Origin of the sequence: Stutzerimonas stutzeri (assembly GCF_038561965.1) — a bacterium.
Classification (GTDB): domain Bacteria; phylum Pseudomonadota; class Gammaproteobacteria; order Pseudomonadales; family Pseudomonadaceae; genus Stutzerimonas; species Stutzerimonas stutzeri_AA.
Genome location: NZ_CP139348.1, coordinates 3,161,839 through 3,184,395, shown reverse-complemented (window position 1 = coordinate 3,184,395; position 22,557 = coordinate 3,161,839). Strand labels below are relative to the sequence as shown.

Here is a 22,557-nt window from a genome sequence, read left to right as displayed (position 1 = left end):
TCGATTAAAGCGTCAGCTGTTCGAATTCGCGCATGCCGCGCCTGCTTCCGAACGATCGGAGCACAGGCGCGGGTAGCGTCAGATCAGTCCTCGGCCCAGTTGCGCGTGCGGTCGACGGCCTTCTGCCAGCCGCGGTAGAGCGCTTCGCGCTGTTCGCTTCCGCACGCCGGTTCGAACACCCGCTCAATGCTGCTCTTGCTGCGCAGCTCGTCCAGGTCACTCCAGAAACCGGTTGCCAGGCCCGCCAGGTAGGCGGCGCCGAGTGCAGTGGTTTCCTTCATTTGTGGACGTTCGACCTGGGTGCCGAGCAGGTCCGCCTGGAACTGCATGAGGAAGTTGTTGGCCACTGCACCGCCATCCACTCGCAGCGCGCGCAGTCGCTCACCGGCATCCTGCTGCATGGCATCGAGCACGTCGCGGGTCTGGTAAGCGATGGATTCCAACGCCGCACGGATCAGGTGATCGACCTTGACTCCGCGGGTCAGACCGAACAGCGCGCCACGGGCTCGCGGGTCCCAGTAGGGGGCGCCGAGACCGGTGAAGGCTGGTACCAGGTAGATGCCATTGCTGTCCGGAACCTTGGTCGCGAAGTATTCCGAATCCAGCGACTCGTTGAGCACCTTCAGCTCGTCACGCAGCCACTGCACGGTGGAACCGCCATTGAAGATGGCGCCTTCCAGCGCGTAATTCACTTCGCCACGCGGTCCGCAGGCGATGGTTGTCAGCAGGCCGTGTTCGGACTGCACCGCCTTGGTTCCGGTATTCATCAGCAGGAAGCAGCCGGTGCCATAGGTGTTCTTGGCCTGGCCAGGCTCGACACACATCTGGCCGAACAGCGCAGCCTGCTGGTCCCCGGCGATACCGGCGATGGGGATGCCGGTGCTCTGGCCCGAGCCAATGTAGGCGTGCCCGTAGATTTCCGACGAGGAGCGCACTTCCGGCAGCATTTCGCGCGGAATATCCAGCGCCTCGAGCATCACCGGGTCCCAGTCCAGCTTGTGAATATCGAACAGCATGGTGCGCGAGGCGTTGGTGTAGTCGGTGACGTGGGCCTTGCCCTGGGTCATCTTCCAGATCAGCCAGCAGTCGACGGTGCCGAACAGCAGCTCGCCGCGGCGGGCGCGTTCGCGGCTACCCTCGACGTGGTCGAGAATCCACTTGATCTTGGTGCCGGAGAAGTAAGGGTCGATCACCAGGCCCGTGGTCTTGCGGATGTGCGCTTCCATGCCGTCGCGCTTGAGCTGATCACAGATCGGCGTGCTTTGCCGGCTCTGCCAGACGATCGCGTTGTAAATCGGTCGACCGGTGACCTTGTCCCAGACGATGGCCGTTTCGCGCTGGTTGGTGATACCGATTGCCGCTACTTGTTCATTGGTGATACCGGCCTGGGCCAGGGCTTCGACGAATACGCCGCTCTGCGTTGCCCAGATTTCCATCGGGTCATGTTCGACCCAGCTTGGCTGTGGGTAGATCTGCGCGAACTCGCGCTGGGCGATGGTTACCACGTTGGCGTTGCGATCCAGCACGATGGCGCGGGAGCTAGTGGTGCCCTGGTCGAGGGCGACTATGAATTGCTTGTTCTGATTGCTCATGGCGTCGTTTCCTTAGCGAACTTTGCTGACATCGGGCTGGGCGGAGCCCATTTCGGCAGAGGCCTTTTCCTTGGGTATGGGTGCATCACAGGCGGCTGATCCGACGCCTGGCAGGTGCCGACAGATCAGTGCCTTATAACCCGCGGCGCCCAGGCAAGCGCCGAGAATCGGGGCGAGTATCGGCACCAGGAAATACGGAATGTCTTTCCCGCCAGTGAAGGCGACGTCGCCCCAGCCGGCGAAGAACGTCATCAGCTTAGGCCCGAAATCCCGCGCCGGATTCATCGCGAAACCGGTCAACGGACCCATCGCGCCACCGATGACGGCGATCAGCAGGCCGATCAGCAAGGGGGCCAGCGGGCCGCTGGGCAGGCCGTTGCCGTCGTCAGTGATGGCCATGATCATCGCCAGCAGGATCGCCGTGATCACCATCTCCACCAGGAATGCCTGGCCGAACGACAGCGACGCGTGCGGGTAGGTGGAGAAGATCGACGCAAGCTCGAGGCTTTCAACGCTGCCGCGAACCATCTGCTGGGCTTGTTCGAAATCGAAGAACAGGCTGCTGTACAGCCCGTAGACCAATGCGGCGGAACAAAACGCGCCAGCCACCTGGGCCAGGATGTAGGCCGGGACACGGTGCCGTTCGAAGGTGCCGAACAACCACAGGGCAATGGTTACGGCCGGGTTCAGGTGGGCACCGGAAACGCCGGCGGCGAGATACACCGCCATCGAAACTCCGATGCCCCAGATGATGCTGATTTCCCAGAGCCCCAGGTCGGCGCCGCCGAGCTTGAGCGCTGCGACGCAGCCGGTACCGAAGAAGATGAGGAGGGCAGTGCCGAGAAATTCGGCAATGCATTGTCCCTTTAGCGTCGGGACGATGGGCGTACTCATGCGCGGAGCCTCGTTCGTTTGTTTTTGTTTTATTCCGAGCACTGCTTTGGTTCGGAATTGTTCGGAAACGAAAACTTAGAGGCAAAGAAAGCGACTGTCAAAGTAAAAATTCGAACATTTTCGACGTTTGGCTATGGAACAAACGATGCAGGGCGCTGTCGCGTGATTGCCGCCGCGCCTTGCAAACGTCAATGCCGCGCAAACGTTTGGGCGATCTCGACCAGCGTTCAACGCCGCCGGCCTGCCTTGCGAGCACTGCCGCGTCGCGCTGCGCGCGGCTTGCGTTGGCGTGAAAGCTCACGGGTGATGGCATCGTTGAGCAGTTTGCGCGCCGCTTCGCCGTCGTCGTGCTCTGGGAAATGCTCGGGCAAGCTTCGGGCCAGGTGCAGGTAGGTTTCCACCACGTGCAGGGTGCTCTCCAGACTGGCCAGATCAGCGCCAAGCAGCAGTTTCGGCATCGGGATAGCGTGACCTTCGGCGACGCGCTTGATCCAGCGCTGGGCGTGTTGACTTGCCGGGCTGTCGAAGCCTCCGCGGATCGGCGTGCAGGCGAAGGTCCAGCGCAGCCAGAGCGGAGTCTTCGGGTCGTCGATCAACTCGATCCATTCGGCCAGCTCGTCCGGCAGTATCGAGATGAAGGCCTCGCCGTAGTTGATATTGCGATTGAAGGTCAGCCAGGCACGCAGCAGGCTCGGCTCACCCATCAGTTCGGAAATCGCCATGAGGTGATCGATCGACGGGCGTACCTGGAACTGGCTCAGGTCCACCGGTGCATCCGGACTGTTGAACAAGCGGCGGATGGACTTGAGTGTCTGCGGATCGAGTGTGGTGATCTCGCCGTTGTCGTGGTGGCCGAAGCGCCCGGCACGTCCGCCGATCTGCTTGACCTCCTGCACCTTGAGCTGGCGATTCTGAATGCCGTCGAATTTTTCGTCGGTGTAGAAGCAAAGCGTGTGTGCCGGCAGGTTGAGGCCCATACCGACCGCGTCGGTAGCGACCATGATGTCCGCCTCGCCTTCACGGAACCGCCGGGCCTGCTCGCGGCGCACCTCGGGAGAGAGGGCACCGTAGACCACCGACACGCTTTTGCCGGTGCTCTCGAGCATGCCCTTGAGCTCCAGCACCAGCTTGCGACTGAAGGCCACCAGCAACGAGCCGGGCTCGAGGCGCTCCAGCGTTGTGGCATGGCGGGCAACGTCCACGGGGGACAGGCGTTTAGTGCGTTGAACCACCAGGCGGTCTTCGCAGAGTTCGCAGAGGGTGCGCAAAGAGGGTTCGATCAGCGCCGGCCCGGTCATCATCAGTTGCGATGTATGCGCGCTGACCAGTGCATCGACCCAGGCCCAGCCGCGCTGTGGGTCGGCCATCATCTGTACTTCATCGACCACCACCACATCCCAGTGCTGGTGGCGGAAGCGGGCGAACTCCTCCACGGTGCAGCAGATGTGCGTGGCGCCTTCGCGAATGATTTCCTCCTCGCCGGTCACCAGCGAGCAGGGCACGCCCATCGACTCGATGCGCTCCTGGTTCTCCAATGCCATCAGACGCAGCGGCGACAGGTAGATGCCATGCTCGGCCGCCGCCATCGCCTCGATGGAACGGTGCGTCTTGCCACTGTTGGTGGGGCCGAGCAGGGCGGTCCAGCGTCGCGTCAGACGGCGAGCAGGATAGAGCTTGTGGTAATGGACGAAGCGCGGGTTGTTTTCCAGCAGCACGGCAAACGCCATCTTCTCCTCGTGCTCGCGGCGAGCGGCACGAATTGCTTTGCGCATCTGTCCGGGTTCCAGAGCGATGAGTTCGGTAAGGCGCTTGTGCCCGAGCTGCTGCAGCTCGAAATCACCGGCAAGCTCCAGCATGCGATCGAACGTGGCCTGCAGCTCTTCACGATCCTTACGTTTCCATGCCTCGATCTCGGTCCCGCTGAGCAGGTGATCCTGGCCAGCAGGAATGCGCCGCTGCAGTTCAAGCGTCAGACTGCCGTGCTGCAGCGGCACCACGTAGCGCAGCTCGTGGCGAATCTCGTTGAGGGTCGCGACGGCGTGCGGCAGGAATTCATCGACTCGCGAAAGCTCCGGGCGGATGCGCGCCAGGCAGCGCTGCCGATCGTCTTCGTCCATCTCGGCGAAGGGGCGTTCAAGCACCTGCAAGCGGCCGCGAATGTAGGCCTGCACCGCCAGTCGCAAGTTGCCTGGGAAGTCGTCGCGCTGCGGGCTATCGTCCAGACGCATCGCCCAGTCAGGCTCCAGCAGATGGGGCGGTGAGCCCAGGCTGAAGGTTTTCTCGCTGCCGAACACATCCACAGTGCAGTGAATCTCGCCGACGTCCCGGCTGACGACTCGATCGAGTAGCTCGTCTGTGGCGGGCTCGGCGAGCAGATCATCCACCGCCTGCGCGTGCAGTCCCAGCCAGAACGCCTTCGCAGCGCGACCCAGGCCGGCGATGGGATAGCCGATGTAAGGCGTGAACCACTTTTCCTGATGATGCTTCTTCGCAATGAAATCCGGATAGCGTGCCGACGCCCATTCGATGAAGCGCGCCAGGCGTTCGAGCCTGATGGATTTGAACTGCTTGCCCCCGGCCTTGGCCATGATCGACACCTTTGCTGATCAGTCTTCTTTTCTACGACTCGCGATGCGCTCATTTGCTCGGCGGGGCGCATGACCGGTCGACGATTATAGAGGCCGGTGTCGTGTTTTCTCGTCATGCGTGACGGCTATCAAGAAAGCATGCCGTCGGTGAGGGTGGCTGTTGGCCATTAATCGCCGATGCCCTATAGTGCGCGCCGCAATGGATGGCCAACAGCCCCGGTAGAGCCGGCTGGATGAGAGCTGTCGATTTTTCGATGGACAACAAGGGACTTAAAGATGAACGCCAAACACATTCTTGCCGTAGCCGTTAGTGCCGTACTGCTTTCGGCCTGCACCGCCACCACTTCGCTGCGCTCCACCGATCCGGATCTTGCCATCAAGATCAACCAGGACGCGCCGCTGGTGCTGAAGAACCCCGTCAGCAAGACTTACAAGGCCACCAGCTTCGGCCAGTACCGCTTCCGTGCCGAAAAGCCGGGGATGGAGCCGATGTATGGCCTGATGCCGTTGAAGTTCAACAGCGGCTATCTGGTTGCGGACATCCTGTTCTTCGCACCGGCAGCGTTCTACAACCTGCGCGAGGTCTACCCGTTCTACGAGTTCGATGTAGAGAAGAACGAGGTCCGCTACAAGAAGAATGCGGGTGACCAGTGGACCGTTTACAAGCCGACGCCAGCGGAAGTGGCGCGTGCACAGGCGTACTTCGCCAACTGATTGCACCGAGTGGCCCTTGCGCCTGATGGCGCAAGGGCTTTGCTCAACCCCCTTGCTCCATCGCATCCCCGTCGCTTCGGCGATTGTCCTCCAGCTGCAGCTTCAGGCTGCGCACCTCCAGAGTCAGCGATTCCACCTGTAGCAGCAGTCGCTGCATGGTTTCGCGATCAGCCAGCTGCTCACGGTTGTCTTCCCCGTGTCGGTCAGCGACAAACAGTGAACCGATGTACGCGGCGAAGCTGCCGAACAGGCCGACGCCTGAAACCATCAGCAGCACCGCAACGATGCGGCCCTGGGTCGTGACCGGATAAAAGTCGCCATAGCCGACCGTGGTCACGGTGACGAATGCCCACCACAACGCCTCTTCGGGTGTGTTGATCGAACTCTCGGGGTTCGGTGCTTCCACCAGCAACATGGTCAGCGCGCCGAAGGCTACCAGCAGCATGGTCGCCGTAGCAGCGGAGGCGACGATGCCTTCGGCACGGTTGCGGAACAGGATGCGCCAGATCAGCCGCAGCGACTTGATCGCCCGCAGCACTCGCAAAATCTGGAATGCACGGAACAGCTTGGCCGCCTGCAGCCCGCCGGCCGGCACGCTGGCCAGCAGATCGATCCAGCCCCAGCGCATGAAGCGCAGCTTGTTCTCGGCCTGTTGCAGGCGCATCCAGAAATCGAGGAAGAAAAAGAAGCAGACGATGTTGTCCAGATAACCAAGCAGCGTCGATATGTCGTCGGGCAGATCGAATACCAGATCGGCCACCAGCGCACCGATCACATAGACGGACAGCAGCAGGATAAGGATCTGAAATGGCGTGACGGCGCGTTGCTTCATGAGTGAACCGTGTGCTGAAGGGCGGGCGGCGCAAGTTTAAAGCACCCGACCCGCATGCGCTGACGAGCCGAAATGAGGGAACTGCCAATGAAACCAAACCAGACCGTTCGCCTTGGCTGCGCTGGCTGGAGCCTGCCGCGGCCGTCGTGGTCGGCTTTCCCGAATGAAGGCACGCATCTGCAGCGCTACGCTCAGCGGTTGCCGGCAGTGGAGATCAACAGCTCGTTCTATCGCCCCCATCGCCCCGGGACTTATCACAAGTGGGCGGCGAGCGTGCCGGAGGGCTTCAGCTTCTGTGTGAAGCTGCCTCGGCAGATCAGCCATGAGCAGCGATTGCGTGGATGCGACGGGGCGCTGGGCGTTTTCCTCGACCAAGTGACTGAGCTTGGTGCCAGGCTCGGCTGCCTGCTGTTGCAGCTGCCGCCATCGCTCGGTTTCGATAGCTCGGAGGCGGCGGATTTCTTCGGCGCCATCCGCGAGCGCTACGGCGGCCAAATCGCTCTGGAACCGCGGCATGCCAGCTGGCTGGATGCCGAGGAGCTGCTCGATCATTGGCACATCGCCCGAGTAGCGGCTGACCCTTCGCCGATTACCGGCGGCGACCGGCCAAGTGGCTGGTCGGGTATGCGCTACTACCGCCTGCACGGCTCGCCACGTATCTACCACTCCGCCTATTCCAGCGAATGGCTGGCGCCTCTGGCCGATGAGCTGCGCAGGTGCGCGCAGTCAGGCGTGCCCTGCTGGTGCATCTTTGACAACACTGCTAGCGGCGCCGCCGTGGCGAACGCGCTGGCAGTGCAGGCAATGTTGCGTGGTTGAGCTGGCTGCGCCGACTCAGCGTGGGATGATGCGCACTCGGCCTGCAGTGTTGTCGCGCCGCGCGGCTTTATCGTTTTCCGCGCGGCCGGGAATCGAGCCTGCATCCTGGCCGCGATCCGGCGTCGCGCTGCCGTCCAGTTCACGCTCATCGACGCTGATCGAAGTGGCATCCGGGTAACCAGTGGTCAACGTCTCGGTGCTGGCGGTCACCGGCGTGGCATTGTCGTCGCCCCACTTGGCACTGCGCTCATCGATATCAATGGCACCGTTGCGCTCCATGACTCGTTCGACCGCAGATACCCGGCTGTCGTCCTCGAGCGTTACGGTCACGATGGTTGAGCCGCGGCGGGCTGCCTCGGGATAACGGCCGGCATGCTGGCTCGATCCGTCGCCGAAGACCTTGTGAAAGAAACTGCCGATCTTGTCGGCAACCGTTGCGTCCTCATCCGGCTCTTCGCCGACCACTTCCACACGACTGCTGTCGACGGTGTCGGTATTGAACGATGCCGATATCTGGATGGCGTCGCTGGACACCCCCTCGCTCACGAGCTCGGCTTTGACTTGCTCTGCTTCGGCATAGCGGTCAAAAGCCGCAATGAGAATCTGGGTCATGACTTCACCTTTTCATATGCAGGCTGGCTGCGATGGTGTGCGCGGTGGGCGTCTGGAGCGATAGCTGCCATCGCATACGTACTGACTGTTGGGCGCGGCAACCCCGTCGATGGTTCCATGCGCTGTCATTACCCGATGCTTCGGGCAGGCCGCGGCCGTTTGTTGCTTGTATGCAGCGCACTTGAATCGATTGGCCTCGGTACGTGCGGGCGCCGCCGGGTCGCCGTGGAGGGGCGGTCAGCCGTTGACCACCTTGCCGCCGTTGATATGAATGGTCTGGCCGCTGACGTAGGAGGAGTCCTCGCAGGCCAGGTAGACGTAGGCCGGACCGAGTTCGGACGGCTGGCCGCAGCGGCCCATGGGCATCTGGCTGCCAAAATCTTCGAGCATCTGTGGGTCGTGTTTGCCGAGCGAGGGCGGCTGCAGGGGCGTCCAGATTGGGCCAGGCGCGATCTGGTTGACGCGGATCTCGCGCTCGATCAATTGCTGCGACAGGGCTCGGGTAAAGCCGTCAATTGCCCCCTTGGTCGAGGTGTAGTCGACCAGCAGCGGGTGGCCAATGAAGGAGTTGATCGAGGTGGTATTGATGATCGAGGCGCCGGCCTGCAGATGGGGCAGGGCGGCTCGGGTGAGATAGAAATAACCGTGGATATTGGTGGCGAAGGTTTTCTCCCACTGCTCGTCGGTGATGTCCTCCAGACGTGTCTGGACTTCCTGGCGGCCGGCGTTGTTGACCAGCACGTCCAGCCGGCCGAGGGTCTTCACGGTTTGCTCGACGGCATCGTTGCAGTGACTGCTGTCGCGGATATCGCCAGGTAGCAGCAGGCAGCGCTGGCCCTCGGCTTCCACCATGCGCTTGGCGTTTTCGGCGTCCTCGTGTTCGTCGAGATACATGATGGCCACGTCCGCACCTTCACGGGCAAAGTGCACCGCCGCCGCGCGACCGATGCCGCTGTCGCCGCCACTGATCAATGCCACCTTGCCGGCCAGCTTGCCACTGCCCTTGTAGCTGTCGCGTATGAATTCAGCCTGCGGGTGCATTTCAGTTTCGCGACCGGGCAAGCGATCCTGCTGCTGGGCAGGTATCTTCGGGTTAGCCATACGTTCTCCAGAGGTGTGAATGGGCTCTGTAGGTACGGCTGATGCTCGTCTGGAAAGTTTCGGCAAGACGCCGAACGGCGGTTTGTAGCGGTGGCAGGAGCAACCAGTCCAGCTCGCAGGCTTGGCCTACGCAGCGAGGTACGCCGAGCAACTGAATCCTTCGCCAGCTACTCACACGCAGCAACAGTCCGGTTCGCTTTCTGCTTTCGAGTGCACGACCGATCGGTACTACCATCTGCCTCGCCGCCACTCGTCGCAGATCACGCTGGCGACCTGACAGCCGCAGAGTGCGGGCGTAGAATCCGCGCCGCTTCGACTGTCCTGCTCCGCACCCCAATCGCTCCCGCTGGCATCCCGCGCGCTTTCTGCTAGCGGGCTGCATGCGTTGTGCGCCCAAGCAGAAACCGTCGCCCTTACACCCTACATTCGTTGCGCAGTGTTCATTCGGGCACACGGCGTACATCGAGTGAATCGCGTACCAGACCCATCTACATGAACGAATCGCAAAGCTCCCCAGCTGGGAGCTGGCTCAGCGTGATTTCACTCGCGCTGGCGGCCTTTATTTTCAACACCACCGAGTTCGTACCGGTAGCGCTGCTCAGCGACATCGGCGGCTCGTTCGACACGCCGCCGTCCCAGGTCGGGCTGATGCTGACCATTTACGCCTGGGTAGTGGCGCTGATGTCTCTGCCGATGATGCTGCTGACGCGTAATTTCGAGCGGCGCACGCTGCTGATCCTGGTCTTCGTGGTGTTCGTTGGCAGTCATCTGGTGTCGAGCGTGGCTTCGAGCTATGGCATGCTGATGCTCAGCCGGGTCGGCATCGCCCTGGCGCATGCAGTGTTCTGGTCGATTACCGCATCGCTGGCGGTGCGTGTCGCGCCCGCAGGTAAGCAGGCGCAGGCGTTGGGGTTGCTGGCAACCGGCAGTGCGCTGGCGATGGTGCTTGGCATTCCGCTCGGGCGGTTGGTGGGTGAGGCACTGGGTTGGCGTACGACCTTCTTGTCGATTGCCGTGATCGCCGCGCTGATTATGCTCGTGCTGGCGCGAACGCTGCCTTCGCTGCCGAGCCAGAACTCCGGCTCGCTGCGCAGCCTGCCGGTACTATTCAAGCGCCCAGCGCTGGTGGCCGCCTATGTGCTGACCGCGTTGGTCATCACTGCGCAGTTCACCGCGTACACCTACATCGAGCCTTTCGCACAAACCGTCGCTCACCTGAGTGGCGATATGACGACCGTCCTGCTGTTGCTGTTCGGTGGTGCCGGCATTCTCGGCTCGTTGCTGTTCAGTCGTTACAGCGCACGTTATCCGAGGGGCTTTCTGATCACGGCGATCTCGGCCATGGCGATGTGTTTGCTGCTGTTGCTGCCCGCATCGCGCGATAGTTCGCTGCTCGGGGTCGTGGTGGTTGTGTGGGGCATCGCGGGGATGTGCTTCGGCCTGGCATTGCAATCGAAGGTACTGAACCTGGCCTCGGACGCGACCGACGTCGCCATGGCTATGTTTTCCGGTATCTACAACATCGGGATTGGTGGCGGCGCTTTGCTCGGCAGCCTTGTCATCAGCCATCTGGGGCTTAGTGAAATCGGCATGGCCGCCGGCTTGCTCGCATTGGCTGGCTTGCTGCTGTGTGGCATTGCCACTTACCGATTCGCGCGTCCGGCCAGCACCACGGCGGTTTAGCGCGCCGCAACTGTCGCGCTATTTCGACAAGCTTCCCGTCCAGCACCGGCAGCGCACTGTAGGCGAACCGCGAACCGCGCGGATGAGTCCAGCGTTACGTTCTGAGCCGAGGGCCGTGCTCGGAGGAAGAAGTCTGCCGCGCCGCCTGCGCTGCTGGTTCGGCGGCAGCGTTGATGCCAGACTCGTTACGCTGGGTGCATGCGATATCCAACGCTGCACGCTCCAGACAGCGGCGTATGACGCGGTTGCGGTACTGGTTGCTGCGGATACCATCCAACACGGAACAGACCACGTATGTGACAAGTGCTAACGCCAGCACGAAGACGATGCCCTTGCCGGCAATCCAGGTATCAGTCCGCTTGATGGCGTCTGTCGAAAGGCTGACGATCGCCGAAACCAGCATGACGATCACCAGGTTTTGGGAGATCCAACGCTCCTGCGGCGGCGGGCTTGCGATTTCGGCGATGCGCGCCAGTTCGCCGACATGCTCCGCGTTGAGTCCACGCTCAAGCAATGCATCCCGGAAAAGTACGTAGCGCAGTAGCTCTTCGCGGCGCAGAAAACCGTAGCGATGTAGCGATTCGCGAGCGTAGATATCGCGGAAATACCACGCGCAGTAACGCTCCCGGGCCAGCAGCAAGCCAAACAGAGCAAGCAATGCGCCGGCCATGGCAGCCAAGCCCTGCAACGGTGACTGACCGTCTAGCCAGGTCGCGATCAGCAATGCACTGAACGCCAGCGTCAGCGCCCAGGAAGGCCAGACCATACGCAGTCCGCCATGCATGAAGCTCGCCTTGAATACGCTGGGCTGGCATGCCCGATAGAGCGAGCGAATCTCCGCCCATGTTGCGAGTAGAGTCACGGCCGCGCCCCCATGAATGTACGTACCTCAGGCGTGCGGCTTGCTGCGAATGGTCTTCATCAGATCATCCGGGGTGATGTGCCCGACCACGCTGCTGGCGCTGCCGGGCAGCGGCAGATTGAGGATGTTGCCCTTGATCTTGCCCATCACATGCATCTCGCACGGCTTGCAGTCGAAGGTCAGCGTCAGCACTTCGTCGCCGTGCACCAGCTGCATTGGGGCGACCTTGGTGCGCACACCGGTCACGCCTTTGGCCTGCTTCGGGCAGAGGTTGAAGGAGAAGCGCAGGCAGTGCTTGGTGATCATCACCGGCACTTCGCCCGTCTCCTCATGGGCCTCGAAGGCCGCGTCGATCAGCTGCACGCCGTAGCGGTGATAGAACGCGCGGGCTTTCTCGTTGTAGACGTTGGCCAGGAATGACAGGTGCGCTTCCGGGTACACCGGCGGCGGCACGCTGACTGGCTTGCGGCCGCCGCGCGGGCGGATGGCTTTGCGCGCTTCGCCCAGCGCCTCAATGGCTTCGCGGCGCAGCGCCTTGAGCTGGGAGTTTGGGATGAAGAAGGCCTGCGGTGCATCCACTTCGACTTCTTCAGCGTGGTAGATGGTGGTGCCCAGCTGGCTCAGCAGATCGGCGATCTGGCCGGGCACTTGTTCAGGCTTTTTCGCTTCGCCGAACGGGCCGGCCAGCGAGACGCTGGCATAGGCGCCTTCTTCGCTGGTGACGTGCAGTTCCAGCTCATCGGCGCGCAGCTTGGCCAGCCAGCGCACACCGATGCGGCGTTCGGCCGAAGTCTTCAACAGCGCGTTCTGCCAGTTGTGGTCCAGGTTGCGATTGAGCGGATGGTTCGGCCGCACCTGGTGCATTGCGGCGGGCATTTCGTTGGGCTCGACGCGGTACTGCCAGAACGACTGGCCGTCTTCCTCGAACTGCTTGAGCGGCTCGACCACACTGGCGCGGAAACCTACCACCTCGCGCTTGATCAGCACGTTCAGCCCATCGCCGTTGGACAGCGGCTCGCGGGTCTGCACGGTCAAGTCGTGCTTGCCGACCTTGAGCACTTCACCCACCGCAAGGCCGGTGAAGGTCGGCGAGTCGAAGGCGCCGATGTCGATCTTGCGGTCCGTGACGAAGTAGTCGGTGCTGCCGCGGTGAAAGGTCTTGTCCGGGTCCGGTACGAAGAAGTGATCGGTGCGACCGCTGGAGGCGCGGGCCAGGTCGAGACGGTCTGCGAGGATATCGTCGAGGCGCTGGCGATAGTAAGCCGTGATGTTCTTCACGTAGCTCACATCTTTGTAGCGCCCCTCGATCTTGAACGAGCGCACGCCGGCATCGACCAGCGCGCTCAGGTTGGCGCTCTGGTTGTTGTCCTTCATCGACAGCAGGTGCTTGTCGAAAGCGACCACGCGGCCCTGATCGTCTTTCAGCGTATAGGGCAGGCGGCACGCTTGCGAGCAGTCACCACGGTTGGCGCTGCGGCCGTTCTGCGCATGGGAAATGTTGCATTGCCCGGAAAACGCCACGCACAGCGCGCCGTGGATAAAGAACTCCAGGGTCGAATCCACCTGCTCATATATGGCGCGGATTTCGGCGAGGTTCAGCTCGCGGGCCAGTACCAGTTGCGAGAAACCGGCCTTGTCGAGGAATTTGGCCCGCTCCAGGGTGCGGATGTCGGTCTGGGTGCTGGCGTGGATCTCGATGGGCGGGATGTCCAGCTCCATGATCCCCATGTCCTGAACGATCAACGCATCGACGCCGATCTCATGGAGTTGCCAGATCAGCGAACGCGCCGCTTCCAGCTCATCGTCATGCAGGATGGTATTGATGGTGACGAACACCCGCGCATGGAACAGATGGGCGAATTTCACCAGCTCGGCGATGTCCGCCACGCTGTTCTCGGCGTTGTGCCGCGCACCGAAGCTGGGGCCGCCGATATACACCGCATCGGCGCCATGCAGGATGGCCTCACGGGCAATGCTGGCATCACGGGCGGGGGCGAGCAGTTCGAGATGGTGCTTGGGAAGGGACATGGGCACGGACCGGGTTTGAATCGAAAGGCGCGCATTGTAATGGCTTGCGGCCGGTTTGGGATTGGCCGCCGGGCAAGCCGCGGTGTGCAGGGATAAACGGCCCGCTGCTACTCAAGTCACTCGAGCGTTTGGTAGGCGTTGCTACACGGTGCATGGGGAATGATCGTTCATCGTCAGGCTGGGGGGCGTGGCGATGCTGTCAAAGCCCACCCAACAAATCGTGCGCATCGAGCAGGCGCCAGGCGATCTCCGGGTGCCTGTCCAGGCCGCGGCGTACGGCTGCGGCGATGGCGGGGCGGGTCTTGCGGCACAGGCCCGGTTGCTCGGCGAAGTCGATGGCGATGCCGCGCATGCTGCGCACTTCGTTGTGCCCGGGCGCGATGGTCATGCGGATGCCCAGCTGGTCGAGCATGCGCTGTTGCACGCGCTCGAGATCATCCAGGCTCTGGACGTTTTCCAGGCGTTCTAGCAGGCGGCGTTCTTCGTGACGGGTCAACCATAGGATGCGCACATCGGCGCCGGGTGTTTCCAACAGGTCGTCGCGCCGGCAGGTACAGGTGCCGGGCGGGCAGGATGGGCGGAGTGGCGGCTGGCTGTTCATGGCTTTCGATCATAGCCAAGCCTGCGCAACGCGCACAGCCAGTGGCCACATGCTGGCCCGCGGATGACAAGCGCGACAGCCTCGCGCACCATGGCACTTCTTTTGTGCGCCGGGTGCGCTTCGATCCATCAGGGATTTTGCTGGAGAACTGTCATGCGTGTTCTGTCATCCGTCCTGTTGATCGCAACGATGTTCGTTGCCGGCGTCGCCTCCGCCGAGGAGACCCGCCTGGTCGACTCGATCAATGCCTACCGTGGCGAAGTGCAGCGCTGCGGCAACAAGGCGAGTGAAGAGCTGCCGCCGCTGACTGCGGACTCGCGCTTGAACCTGCCGGTCGAGGGCGCTGGCGATTTGCAGCAGGCATTGTCCCGCGCGGGCTATCCGATGGTGACCGTGCAGGCGATTACTCTTTCCGGGCCGCGAGATGCGCAGGCGGCGATGCAGGCGCTGCGTGAGAGCTTCTGCCGGGTGATTCTCGATCCGCAATTCGCCGATATCGGTGTTAGCCGTAATGGGCGTGACTGGCGCATCGTGGTGGCGCGGCCGTTACTCGATGGCCGCCTGGGCGACTGGCAGGCCGAAGGGCAGAAGCTGCTGGAGCAGATCAACACCGCTCGTGCTTCGGCCCGCCGTTGCGGCAATCAGGACTTCGCCGCGGCCGGGCCGCTCGGCTGGAACGAAACGCTCGGCAGCACCGCCGAAGCCCACAGCCGGGCCATGGCCAACGCCAACTTCTTTAGCCACCTGAGCGAAGACGGACGTACACCGGGCGACCGCGCCGAGCTGGCCGGCTATGCCGGCAGACAGGTCGGCGAAAATATCGCTGCGGCGCTGCCGACCGCACGCAAGGTGCTGGAAGGCTGGCTGGCCAGTCCCGGGCATTGTGCGAACCTGATGAACCCGCAGTTCAGCGAGTTCGGCGGCGCCTATGCGGTCGATCCTCAGAGCGACGCGGCCATCTACTGGACGGCGATGTTCGGCGCGCCTTGAGCCAGCACTCGCCCGGTTAGCATCGGCGATGCACGCTCTGACCCGATAAAGGAGCGATCAGGGCGCGTGTGCTGTCAGACAAACCTGTTCCCATCATCAGGGTTGCCCTTGACCGACTTCTCTGCTCCTGACCACCTGCCCGCCGTATTGGCGGGCCCGCTATTGCGCCGTATCGAGCCTGATTGCCTGACCTTCTGGCTGGTCGGCTCGCGGCCGCTCGAGCTGTCGCTGATTCTCGAGATTCCGGCGACCGGACTACAACAGCGTGTGGCGCTCGACGAACTGAGCTGCCAGCGCCTGCCCATCGGCAAACACGCCGTGTTGCATCTGATCCATGTCGCACCCGATGCGCCGCTGCCCACCGACTGCCTGATCGAGTACGACCTGCGCATCCAGGAGGGTGCGGCGGAGCAGGGCATCGCTGATTGGGCGCCGCATCTGCTTTACCACGGCGCTACGCGGCCAAGCTTTGTCATCAAGTCGCGGCTCGATCGCGTGTTGCATGGTTCCTGCCGCAAGCCGCACCACGCCGCGGCAGATGGTTTGCTATGTGTCGATGAACTGCTGGGCGCCGCTTTGGACAAGCCCGCCGAGCGCCCGGCGTTGCTGCTGATGACCGGCGACCAGGTCTATGCCGACGACGTCGCCGGGCCGATGCTGGTAGCCATCCATGCGCTGGTGCGTCGGCTCGGGCTTTATGGCGAACAGCTCGAAGGCGCGGTGGTGAGCGACAGCGATGAGCTGATGACGCATCCGGCCACCTATTACCGGCGCGAGCAATTGTTGCCTGCGTTCAAGTCCAACGAGGCGCTGCGCGAGCGCTTCTTCGGTGGCGTGGAAAAGCCGGTGTTCACCACCGCCAATGGGCAGAACCATCTGATCAGCCTGGGCGAAGTCATGGCGATGTACCTGCTCGCCTGGTCGCCTACACCCTGGTCGCTGATTGCACCGCAAATGCCCGCGCTCGACTCCGCCCATGCCGAGCGCTATCGCTGCGAAGAAAGCTGTCTGCAAGGCTTCATTCATGGGTTGCCCAAGGTCGCCCGCGCCTTGGCTCATGTGCCGTCACTGATGATCTTCGACGACCACGACATCACCGACGACTGGAACCTCTCCGCCCGCTGGGAAGAAACCGCCTACGGCCATCCGCTGTCGCGGCGCATCATCGGCAACGCGCTGCTCGCCTACCTGCTATGCCAGGCCTGGGGCAACGAGCCGGAGCGTTTGGCGAAGCAGCTGGCACCGGTCCGTGAGCTGCTGGCGACGGCGAGTGACAGCTGGCTGGATTGCGCGGCACAGAACCAGCTGATCGATGCACTGTTCAAGCTCGACGGCTGGGGCTACGAGCTGCCCACCGATCCGCCGCTGGTAGTGCTGGACACCCGCACCCGGCGCTGGCGTAGCGAGCGCAACCTCAGTCGTCCGTCCGGCCTGATGGATTGGGAAGCGCTGAGCGAATTCCAACAGAACATCCTCGACAAGCCGTCGGTGCTGATCGTCTCGCCGGCACCGATGTTCGGCGTCAAGCTGATCGAGGCGGTCCAGCGGGTATTCAGCTGGGCCGGCCAGCCGCTGCTGGTCGATGCGGAGAACTGGATGGCCCATCGCGGCGCTGCACACGTGATGATGAACATCTTCCGCCACACGCGAACGCCGGGTAACTACGTGGTGCTGTCCGGCGACGTGCATTACTCCTTCGTTTACGAAGTGCACATTCGCGGTCGCAATACGGCTCCGCAGTTGTGGCAGATCACCAGCAGCGGCGTGAAAAACGAGTTTCCACGGCGGCTGCTGGACTGGTTCGACCGCCTCAACCGTTGGCTCTACGCGCCCTGGTCGCCATTGAACTGGCTGACCAAACGGCGCCGGCTGGAAGTCGTGCCGCGTGTGCCGGACCGTAGCCAGTCCGGCGAACGGCTGTGGAATGGCTCAGGAATCGGCCTGCTGGTGCTGGACGAGCAGGGCAAGCCCCGTGATATCTATCAGCTGAATGCCGATGGCTCTGCGCCAGTGGCGTTTCTTGGCGAGCGGCCGGACCGAACTGACGCTGAGCTCGGCCCCAGCCGCGGCTGACAGTCGCCTGTTGCGCTAGCGCTCGATCGCTTGCTGCAGCTGCCGCTCTGTCCGAAGTTCGCCCATGGCGTGCCGCGTGATCTGCACCGCCGCGCTGATGGAGAGCAGCGCCATGATCGTGGCCACTATCAGATCCGGCCAGCCGGCGCCTGTGCCGAATACGCCGAGCGCTGCCAGCATGACGGCGAGGTTGCCCAGCGCATCGTTGCGGCTGCACAGCCACACGCTGCGCATGTTGCTATCGCCTTCGCGGTAGGCGTAGAGCATGGCCGCCACCGCAAGGTTGGCCAGCAGCGCAACCACGCCGACGACGCCCATGGTCGATGCGTGCGGCACGCTGCCTTCGACGAAATTGCCAACCGCAACCACCAGAATGAACACGCCGAACAGGCCCATCGTCAGCGCCTTGGCCAGCGACGCCCGTGCCCGCATCACCACGCCAAGGCCCAGCACGAACAGGCTGACGCCGTAGTTGGCCGCATCGCCAAAGAAATCCAGCGAGTCGGCCAGCAATGAAACCGATCCCGAACGCACACCGGCACTGATCTCGATGCCGAACATGGCCAGGTTGATCAGTAAGGCAATCCACAGAATGCGCCGATAGCGCCCCCGTGCGGCCGTGGTCGCACAACCGCCGCTGCAACAATTTCCCGCCATGGCATCGCCTCCAGTTGTCGATAGCGCTACGCTAAACCCTGTAGCGACTACAGGGTCAAGCGATGCCTTTAACGATCGGCAAACTCAGCAAGGCCACGGCAGTGAACGTGGAAACCATCCGTTATTACGAACGTATCGGTCTGCTGGCGGCACCGTCACGTACCGAGTCCGGCTATCGAACCTTCACCGAGCGGGACACAGCGCGGCTGCGCTTCATCAAGCGCGGGCGGGAACTCGGGTTCACCCTTGATGAAATCCGCACCCTGGTTGAATTGGCGGATCAGCCCGAGCACGCCTGCACTGATGTCGACCGTCTGGTGCAGACGCATCTGGTGGAAGTGCGCCAGCGCATTGCCGATCTGCAGCGGCTTGAAGCGGAACTGCAGCGCCTGGCTGGCTGCAGTGAATCCTCGGTCAGCGAATGTCGAATCATCGAAACGCTGACGGGAGCAGGGCGCGTTTAGCGTTGCGCATGCTCAGTCGGCGCCATGCGGCTTATCCCGACCGCATATCGCGCATAGCCGTTTACTCATGAACGAGGGCCGCGCCCGCGCGTTCCAAGCAGACGAGCCCTGAGCTATTAGGCATCACCATGAGGACCGCTGCCATGATTGATCCAAACGACCCACTCAAGGATGGCCTGACCCCGCCGGATTACGACGAGTACGGTGACGTACCGGATTCCGGTGAAAACGATGCCGAGCCTGGCATCGAGCCGAAGGATGAGCCAAACGCGGGACAAAGCCCGCTAGGCTAACCGCGGCGAAGGCAAACGGGACGCCGCGTTGCCCAAGCGTTTCGAGGCATCTTGCTGGACAATTCGATTCGCCCGGCCTAAAAAGGCGCGCTGCGCCGATTGGTGTCAGCCGGCAGTAGCGTGTTTTCCAGAGTCAGGTGAATCGTGAGAAAGAAGAAGCCCGTAGACCCCGCCCGCCAAGCCCAGAAGAATCGCGCCCATCGCATTGGCTGGCTGATCGCCCTCGCCGGTATCGTGGTGGGTTTCGCGTTGGTGATGGGCAAGTAGGCAAAACTGCCCGTACAACTGTAGTAAAGCGCCTGAGCCTGTCCTCGCGCCGCGACTATTCCGTGAAATGGCCTAGCCGCAGCGTGCCAGGGAGGCAAAGCGTTACCGTGCGAAACCGCGGAGGCACGCGATATCAGGCGAACGTGGCGCCTCTGGCGTTCACAAACAGCGCGTATATCGCGTGGCTGCTGGCCATGAACAGGCGATTGCCCTGGGTGCCGCCGAAACACAGGTTCGCGCAGCGTTCCGGCAGGTGGATATGACCGATCGCTTTGCCCTCGGGGCTGAATACTCGGACGCCATCCAGGCCTTCAGGGCTTGCCTCCGGCGATCCGGAGCTCCCCCAGCCGCACCATAGATTGCCGGCCTCGTCGCACTTGATGCCATCCAACGCGCCATGGGCGGTTGCCTCGATGTGCTGAGTGCGTTCACCCAGCGTGCCATCAGCGTTGACCGTGTAGGCCCAGATCAGCCTGTTGGGCTTGGCGCGTCCTTCAACCACATAGAGCCTCGTCTCATCCGGCGAAAAACACAGGCCGTTGGGGCCGGCGATGCCTTCGATCACTCGCGTTACCTTCAACGTTTCACCGTCTATGCGGTAGACGGCATCCGGCAGTTCGGTCTGTATCTTGTGCCCCTCGTAGAAATTGCCGGCCTGGAACGGTGGGTCGCTGAACCAGATCGAACCGTCGCGCTTAACCACCACATCGTTCGGCGAGTTGAAGCGCTTGCCCTGGTAATTGTCGGCCAGCACCGTGATGGCGCCGTTGTGCTCGGTGCGCGTCACGCGCCGCCCCAGTTCATGGGTAGTCGAGCCCTCACAAACCACGAGGCGGCCCTGGCGGTCTCGCGTCAGGCCATTGGAAAAATTGGCCTGCTCCCGATAGACGCTGAGCGACTCGGTGATCTCGTCCCAGCGCATGATCCGGTTATTTGGAATGTCGCTCAGCAGCAGGTAACGCCCGTCGCCGACCCACACGGGGCCTTCGGCCCAGCGCAGGCCATCGGCGATCTTTTCGACGCTGGCGTTGAACAGACGCAGCTGCAGAAAGTTCTCGTCCAGCACCTCAAGCGAAGGATCGGGATAGCGCCTGCTCAGTAGTTCGGCGGAGTGGGAAAGGCGGGGCAGGGCAAGCCCTGAGGTCAACAGGGCGGAGCAAACGAATGACTGCTTCAGGAACTGGCGGCGGGAATCGCTTGATGGCTGTTGTTCTTGTTCGTTCATCGAAACACCTGTGAGTGAGATGTAAGGCGAATCTCATGTTAGTAGAGGTACGATGACTTTCAAGTGTCTGTCAGGTTCCTGTATGCGCTTTGTTTTTGTTTTCTATATAACTCACTGAAATTCAATAACAAATTTTCATAGTTAGGCTTTGGTGTTGTCTGATGACATTCACATTTTGCGTGGCTTGACGCTTTCACGGGATAGGTGAGCACAATGGACGGAAGCAACGTGCTAGCCAATCGCACCAACCGTAGCCGCGAATGGACGCTCTACGCAGGCGGCCGATATCGGAGCAGGTCGGTACTTGCTCAGCCATGACCTTGCGCCCCAAAACTCGGACGAACCGGGAGCGGCCCTCGTTGATCGGCCCACTTGTCAGCAGCCCCGTCGATCAGACTGGCGGCTAAGCACCCAGGCACGCCTTGCAGTCGAAACCATGTGGGCCACTGGCGGCCAACGTGAGAGGTGAGATATGGCTGACGAACCCGAGGAAACCCAAAGCGACATCAACCCGGTCGATTCGACGCAGGACGTGGATGATGGCGGCCTCACCGACGAGGACGTCGATATGTTCGAGGATGACCCTAGTATCCCCACCGAGTGAGCAAAAGCCCCGCGAATGCGGGGCTTTTGCTGCCGCGGCCTGCCTGATTGGAGCGCTCCAGGGCCATGCCAGGCAAAGTGATGGCATCCAGCCATAGTTTGATAAGCATTCTCATATACGAACAATTCGGCTGCCCTCTATAATCCGCCACCTTTTCTCCGAGGCGGCCATGCATGGGCGTTTTCGAGCCTTTCCAGCAGTACCTGATCGACCCGATCCTGCATCAGCTCACCAGCTTTTTCGACCTGAACGGACGCCTCGGTGTGCTGTTCCTTGCCGTCTCCTATGGGGTGGCCTATGCCTTGTTCCGCTATCGAAAGCGACACGCGCTGACGGAGGCCGGCTCGTTCTGGCAATTCGTTGGTGGCTGGCGTGTGCACTGGCATCCATCGGCGCGGCTGGACTACCGCTACTACCTCGTTCGCGGCGTGCTGAAAGTTGTTCTGGTAGTGCCTATCGTCGCGCTGGTTGACCCGTACATTCTTCGTTCGGGCGACTACCTCGCATTCTTCACCAACCTCTGGGGCGCACGACCGCAGCTCGGCCAGAGCCTGTCGTTGTCGCTGCTCTACGGCCTTGGCGTGTTCGTCATCAGCGACTTCGCCGGCTACTGGGTGCACCGGGCCTTTCATTGCCGCTGGTTGTGGGAATTTCACAAGGTGCATCACTCCGCACCGGTAATGGTCCCGCTGACGGCCAGTCGTGTGCACTTCCTGGAAAAGGTCGTCGGCCGGCTGGTCGATCTCGCGCTGCTGAGTGCCTATGCCGGCCTCTTCTGGTACGCATGCGGCGGGGAGATCAGCCGCTACACACTGTTTGGCGTGACCTATCTGGTGTTCATCTTCAACGCCCTGGCCTCGAACCTGCGGCACAGCCATGTCTGGCTTTCATTCGGCCCGCGTATCGAACACATCCTCAACAGCCCGGCGCAGCATCAGATTCACCACAGCGATGCGCCACGGCACTTCCACAAGAACTTCGCCACCAACCTGTCCGTCTGGGACTGGATGTTCGGCACGCTGTACGTCACCAGCGCCAGGCCGGAAGAGATCCGCTTCGGCACAGCCGAGCAGGACTCGCATCGCTACCTGACGCTCTACAGCCTGATCTTCATGCCGTTCGTGGATACCGCACGCAAGCTGCTCCCCACCGTTACGCCGCGTCGGGCTGATTCCTGAAGCCGCGTGCGCTTCGGCAGGCGAAGAGGGGATAGCGCGCCGCGGTAGAGTCCATACAATTGCCCGCTATGCACGGAACGCCATAGTCGTCCCGCGCAAGCTGCCGGCACCGCATCATTTCAAGAGGACTACCCATGCCAACCTACGACTACCGCTGCGAGGCCAATGGTCAGGTTTATGAAGTTCGCCACGCGATGGCCCTGCGGCCGAAAACCTGGGGCGAACTGCAAGCGGCGGGCGAGCTGGCCGAAGATGCAGCGATCCCGGAAGACGCGCCGGTGACCAGGCTGATGACGGCTGCCAGCGTGGTAAACAGCCGCGTGCTGAAGAATCCTGAAGCGCCGGCTTGCGCCCGGGGCGGCTGTGCTGGCAATTGCCGCTGAGCTGAGGAGTTGGGTGTATCGGCACGGCTTCGAATGTGCGCTGTTTCGTATCTCCATCGCTCTATGGTGTTCTGAGACCGTAGATGCCTACTTGTCG

General features: G+C 62.2%; 22 protein-coding genes. 11 read left to right on the top strand and 11 right to left on the bottom strand.

Annotation, left to right across the window (positions count from 1 at the left end; all coding sequences use genetic code 11):
- Positions 1 to 83 precede the first annotated feature (83 nt).
- The 3 genes from glpK to SM130_RS14415 form a co-directional block, all read right to left on the bottom strand.
- On the bottom strand, positions 84 to 1,592 hold the full coding sequence (gene glpK, locus SM130_RS14425) for a glycerol kinase GlpK (RefSeq protein ID WP_102825342.1): 1,509 nt from the start codon (positions 1,590 to 1,592) through the stop codon (positions 84 to 86).
- A 12-nt stretch (positions 1,593 to 1,604) separates the two neighbouring features.
- Positions 1,605 to 2,486: an MIP/aquaporin family protein gene (locus SM130_RS14420; protein ID WP_102825343.1), complete on the bottom strand. Its 882-nt coding sequence runs from the start codon at positions 2,484 to 2,486 to the stop codon at positions 1,605 to 1,607.
- 227 nt (positions 2,487 to 2,713) lie between these two features.
- The gene (locus SM130_RS14415) at positions 2,714 to 5,074 is read right to left on the bottom strand and encodes an SUV3 family DEAD/DEAH box RNA helicase (RefSeq protein WP_102825344.1); all 2,361 of its coding nucleotides are present in this window, start codon (positions 5,072 to 5,074) and stop codon (positions 2,714 to 2,716) included.
- A 276-nt stretch (positions 5,075 to 5,350) separates the two neighbouring features.
- Here SM130_RS14415 and SM130_RS14410 point away from each other — a divergent pair, with 276 nt between their 5' ends.
- Positions 5,351 to 5,788, top strand: coding sequence for a hypothetical protein (locus SM130_RS14410; protein WP_102825345.1), 438 nt, complete (start codon positions 5,351 to 5,353; stop codon positions 5,786 to 5,788).
- 43 nt (positions 5,789 to 5,831) lie between these two features.
- Here the strand turns inward: SM130_RS14410 and SM130_RS14405 are convergent, their stop codons facing one another.
- Positions 5,832 to 6,620, bottom strand: coding sequence for an ion transporter (locus tag SM130_RS14405; RefSeq protein ID WP_102825346.1), 789 nt, complete (start codon positions 6,618 to 6,620; stop codon positions 5,832 to 5,834).
- A gap of 87 nt (positions 6,621 to 6,707) precedes the next feature.
- On the opposite strand from SM130_RS14405, the gene SM130_RS14400 reads away from it, so the two are divergent.
- A complete protein-coding gene (locus tag SM130_RS14400) occupies positions 6,708 to 7,439 on the top strand; it encodes a DUF72 domain-containing protein (protein WP_102825347.1) in 732 nt (243 codons plus the stop codon).
- Between the two features lie 15 nt (positions 7,440 to 7,454).
- On the opposite strand, the gene SM130_RS14395 is transcribed toward SM130_RS14400, so the two are convergent.
- Both SM130_RS14395 and SM130_RS14390 read right to left on the bottom strand, forming a co-directional pair.
- Positions 7,455 to 8,051 carry a hypothetical protein gene (locus tag SM130_RS14395; RefSeq protein ID WP_102825348.1) on the bottom strand — a complete coding sequence of 199 codons (597 nt, stop codon included), beginning with the start codon at positions 8,049 to 8,051 and terminating at the stop codon, positions 7,455 to 7,457.
- A 237-nt stretch (positions 8,052 to 8,288) separates the two neighbouring features.
- Positions 8,289 to 9,152, bottom strand: coding sequence for an SDR family oxidoreductase (locus tag SM130_RS14390; RefSeq protein ID WP_102825349.1), 864 nt, complete (start codon positions 9,150 to 9,152; stop codon positions 8,289 to 8,291).
- A 492-nt stretch (positions 9,153 to 9,644) separates the two neighbouring features.
- On the opposite strand from SM130_RS14390, the gene SM130_RS14385 reads away from it, so the two are divergent.
- On the top strand, positions 9,645 to 10,835 hold the full coding sequence (locus tag SM130_RS14385) for a sugar transporter (RefSeq protein ID WP_102825350.1): 1,191 nt from the start codon (positions 9,645 to 9,647) through the stop codon (positions 10,833 to 10,835).
- 94 nt (positions 10,836 to 10,929) lie between these two features.
- Here SM130_RS14385 and SM130_RS14380 read toward each other — a convergent pair whose 3' ends face one another.
- From SM130_RS14380 to SM130_RS14370, 3 genes are all read right to left on the bottom strand, one after another.
- Positions 10,930 to 11,697 carry a hypothetical protein gene (locus SM130_RS14380; RefSeq protein ID WP_256044946.1) on the bottom strand — a complete coding sequence of 256 codons (768 nt, stop codon included), beginning with the start codon at positions 11,695 to 11,697 and terminating at the stop codon, positions 10,930 to 10,932.
- Positions 11,698 to 11,724: 27 nt separating this feature from the next.
- The gene (locus SM130_RS14375; protein ID WP_102825351.1) at positions 11,725 to 13,725 is read right to left on the bottom strand and encodes a peptidase U32 family protein; all 2,001 of its coding nucleotides are present in this window, start codon (positions 13,723 to 13,725) and stop codon (positions 11,725 to 11,727) included.
- A 199-nt stretch (positions 13,726 to 13,924) separates the two neighbouring features.
- Entirely contained in the window at positions 13,925 to 14,326 is a 402-nt protein-coding gene (locus SM130_RS14370; protein ID WP_102825352.1) for a hypothetical protein, read from the bottom strand.
- Between the two features lie 153 nt (positions 14,327 to 14,479).
- Between SM130_RS14370 and SM130_RS14365 the strand changes: the two genes are divergently transcribed.
- On the top strand, positions 14,480 to 15,316 hold the full coding sequence (locus SM130_RS14365; protein ID WP_102825353.1) for a CAP domain-containing protein: 837 nt from the start codon (positions 14,480 to 14,482) through the stop codon (positions 15,314 to 15,316).
- A gap of 108 nt (positions 15,317 to 15,424) precedes the next feature.
- Positions 15,425 to 17,389 carry a hypothetical protein gene (locus SM130_RS14360; RefSeq protein WP_102825354.1) on the top strand — a complete coding sequence of 655 codons (1,965 nt, stop codon included), beginning with the start codon at positions 15,425 to 15,427 and terminating at the stop codon, positions 17,387 to 17,389.
- A 15-nt stretch (positions 17,390 to 17,404) separates the two neighbouring features.
- Here SM130_RS14360 and SM130_RS14355 read toward each other — a convergent pair whose 3' ends face one another.
- Entirely contained in the window at positions 17,405 to 18,046 is a 642-nt protein-coding gene (locus tag SM130_RS14355; RefSeq protein ID WP_102825355.1) for a cation transporter, read from the bottom strand.
- A gap of 62 nt (positions 18,047 to 18,108) precedes the next feature.
- On the opposite strand from SM130_RS14355, the gene SM130_RS14350 reads away from it, so the two are divergent.
- The 3 genes from SM130_RS14350 to SM130_RS14340 all read left to right on the top strand — a co-directional run bounded on the left by SM130_RS14350 (position 18,109) and on the right by SM130_RS14340 (position 19,070).
- Positions 18,109 to 18,510 (top strand): MerR family transcriptional regulator, encoded by a 402-nt coding sequence (locus SM130_RS14350; RefSeq protein ID WP_102825356.1) that lies wholly within the window; start codon positions 18,109 to 18,111, stop codon positions 18,508 to 18,510.
- Between the two features lie 143 nt (positions 18,511 to 18,653).
- The gene (locus SM130_RS14345; protein ID WP_181019258.1) at positions 18,654 to 18,803 is read left to right on the top strand and encodes a hypothetical protein; all 150 of its coding nucleotides are present in this window, start codon (positions 18,654 to 18,656) and stop codon (positions 18,801 to 18,803) included.
- Between the two features lie 144 nt (positions 18,804 to 18,947).
- Positions 18,948 to 19,070, top strand: a complete 123-nt coding sequence (locus SM130_RS14340) for a hypothetical protein (protein ID WP_256044947.1) — start codon at positions 18,948 to 18,950, stop codon at positions 19,068 to 19,070.
- Positions 19,071 to 19,203: 133 nt separating this feature from the next.
- Here the strand turns inward: SM130_RS14340 and SM130_RS14335 are convergent, their stop codons facing one another.
- Entirely contained in the window at positions 19,204 to 20,295 is a 1,092-nt protein-coding gene (locus SM130_RS14335) for an SMP-30/gluconolactonase/LRE family protein (protein WP_102825357.1), read from the bottom strand.
- A 472-nt stretch (positions 20,296 to 20,767) separates the two neighbouring features.
- On the opposite strand from SM130_RS14335, the gene SM130_RS14330 reads away from it, so the two are divergent.
- The 3 genes from SM130_RS14330 to SM130_RS14320 all read left to right on the top strand — a co-directional run bounded on the left by SM130_RS14330 (position 20,768) and on the right by SM130_RS14320 (position 22,460).
- Complete coding sequence (locus SM130_RS14330) at positions 20,768 to 20,899, top strand: hypothetical protein (protein WP_256044948.1); 132 nt, start codon at positions 20,768 to 20,770, stop codon at positions 20,897 to 20,899.
- Between the two features lie 173 nt (positions 20,900 to 21,072).
- Positions 21,073 to 22,077 (top strand): sterol desaturase family protein, encoded by a 1,005-nt coding sequence (locus SM130_RS14325; RefSeq protein WP_102825358.1) that lies wholly within the window; start codon positions 21,073 to 21,075, stop codon positions 22,075 to 22,077.
- Between the two features lie 134 nt (positions 22,078 to 22,211).
- Entirely contained in the window at positions 22,212 to 22,460 is a 249-nt protein-coding gene (locus SM130_RS14320; RefSeq protein WP_102825359.1) for a zinc ribbon domain-containing protein, read from the top strand.
- Positions 22,461 to 22,557: the final 97 nt, after the last annotated feature.

Coding starts and splice junctions, on each gene's coding strand:
- SM130_RS14415 (WP_102825344.1), bottom strand. CDS start 5,074: ATGGCCAAGGCCGGGGGCAAGCAGTTCAAATCCATCAGGCTCGAACGC.
- SM130_RS14375 (WP_102825351.1), bottom strand. CDS start 13,725: ATGTCCCTTCCCAAGCACCATCTCGAACTGCTCGCCCCCGCCCGTGAT.
- SM130_RS14385 (WP_102825350.1), top strand. CDS start 9,645: ATGAACGAATCGCAAAGCTCCCCAGCTGGGAGCTGGCTCAGCGTGATT.
- SM130_RS14320 (WP_102825359.1), top strand. CDS start 22,212: ATGCCAACCTACGACTACCGCTGCGAGGCCAATGGTCAGGTTTATGAA.
- SM130_RS14390 (WP_102825349.1), bottom strand. CDS start 9,152: ATGGCTAACCCGAAGATACCTGCCCAGCAGCAGGATCGCTTGCCCGGT.
- SM130_RS14405 (WP_102825346.1), bottom strand. CDS start 6,620: ATGAAGCAACGCGCCGTCACGCCATTTCAGATCCTTATCCTGCTGCTG.
- SM130_RS14330 (WP_256044948.1), top strand. CDS start 20,768: ATGGCTGACGAACCCGAGGAAACCCAAAGCGACATCAACCCGGTCGAT.
- glpK (WP_102825342.1), bottom strand. CDS start 1,592: ATGAGCAATCAGAACAAGCAATTCATAGTCGCCCTCGACCAGGGCACC.
- SM130_RS14335 (WP_102825357.1), bottom strand. CDS start 20,295: ATGAACGAACAAGAACAACAGCCATCAAGCGATTCCCGCCGCCAGTTC.
- SM130_RS14370 (WP_102825352.1), bottom strand. CDS start 14,326: ATGAACAGCCAGCCGCCACTCCGCCCATCCTGCCCGCCCGGCACCTGT.
- SM130_RS14420 (WP_102825343.1), bottom strand. CDS start 2,486: ATGAGTACGCCCATCGTCCCGACGCTAAAGGGACAATGCATTGCCGAA.
- SM130_RS14355 (WP_102825355.1), bottom strand. CDS start 18,046: ATGGCGGGAAATTGTTGCAGCGGCGGTTGTGCGACCACGGCCGCACGG.
- SM130_RS14395 (WP_102825348.1), bottom strand. CDS start 8,051: ATGACCCAGATTCTCATTGCGGCTTTTGACCGCTATGCCGAAGCAGAG.
- SM130_RS14400 (WP_102825347.1), top strand. CDS start 6,708: ATGAAACCAAACCAGACCGTTCGCCTTGGCTGCGCTGGCTGGAGCCTG.
- SM130_RS14350 (WP_102825356.1), top strand. CDS start 18,109: ATGCCTTTAACGATCGGCAAACTCAGCAAGGCCACGGCAGTGAACGTG.
- SM130_RS14410 (WP_102825345.1), top strand. CDS start 5,351: ATGAACGCCAAACACATTCTTGCCGTAGCCGTTAGTGCCGTACTGCTT.
- SM130_RS14325 (WP_102825358.1), top strand. CDS start 21,073: ATGGGCGTTTTCGAGCCTTTCCAGCAGTACCTGATCGACCCGATCCTG.
- SM130_RS14365 (WP_102825353.1), top strand. CDS start 14,480: ATGCGTGTTCTGTCATCCGTCCTGTTGATCGCAACGATGTTCGTTGCC.
- SM130_RS14345 (WP_181019258.1), top strand. CDS start 18,654: ATGATTGATCCAAACGACCCACTCAAGGATGGCCTGACCCCGCCGGAT.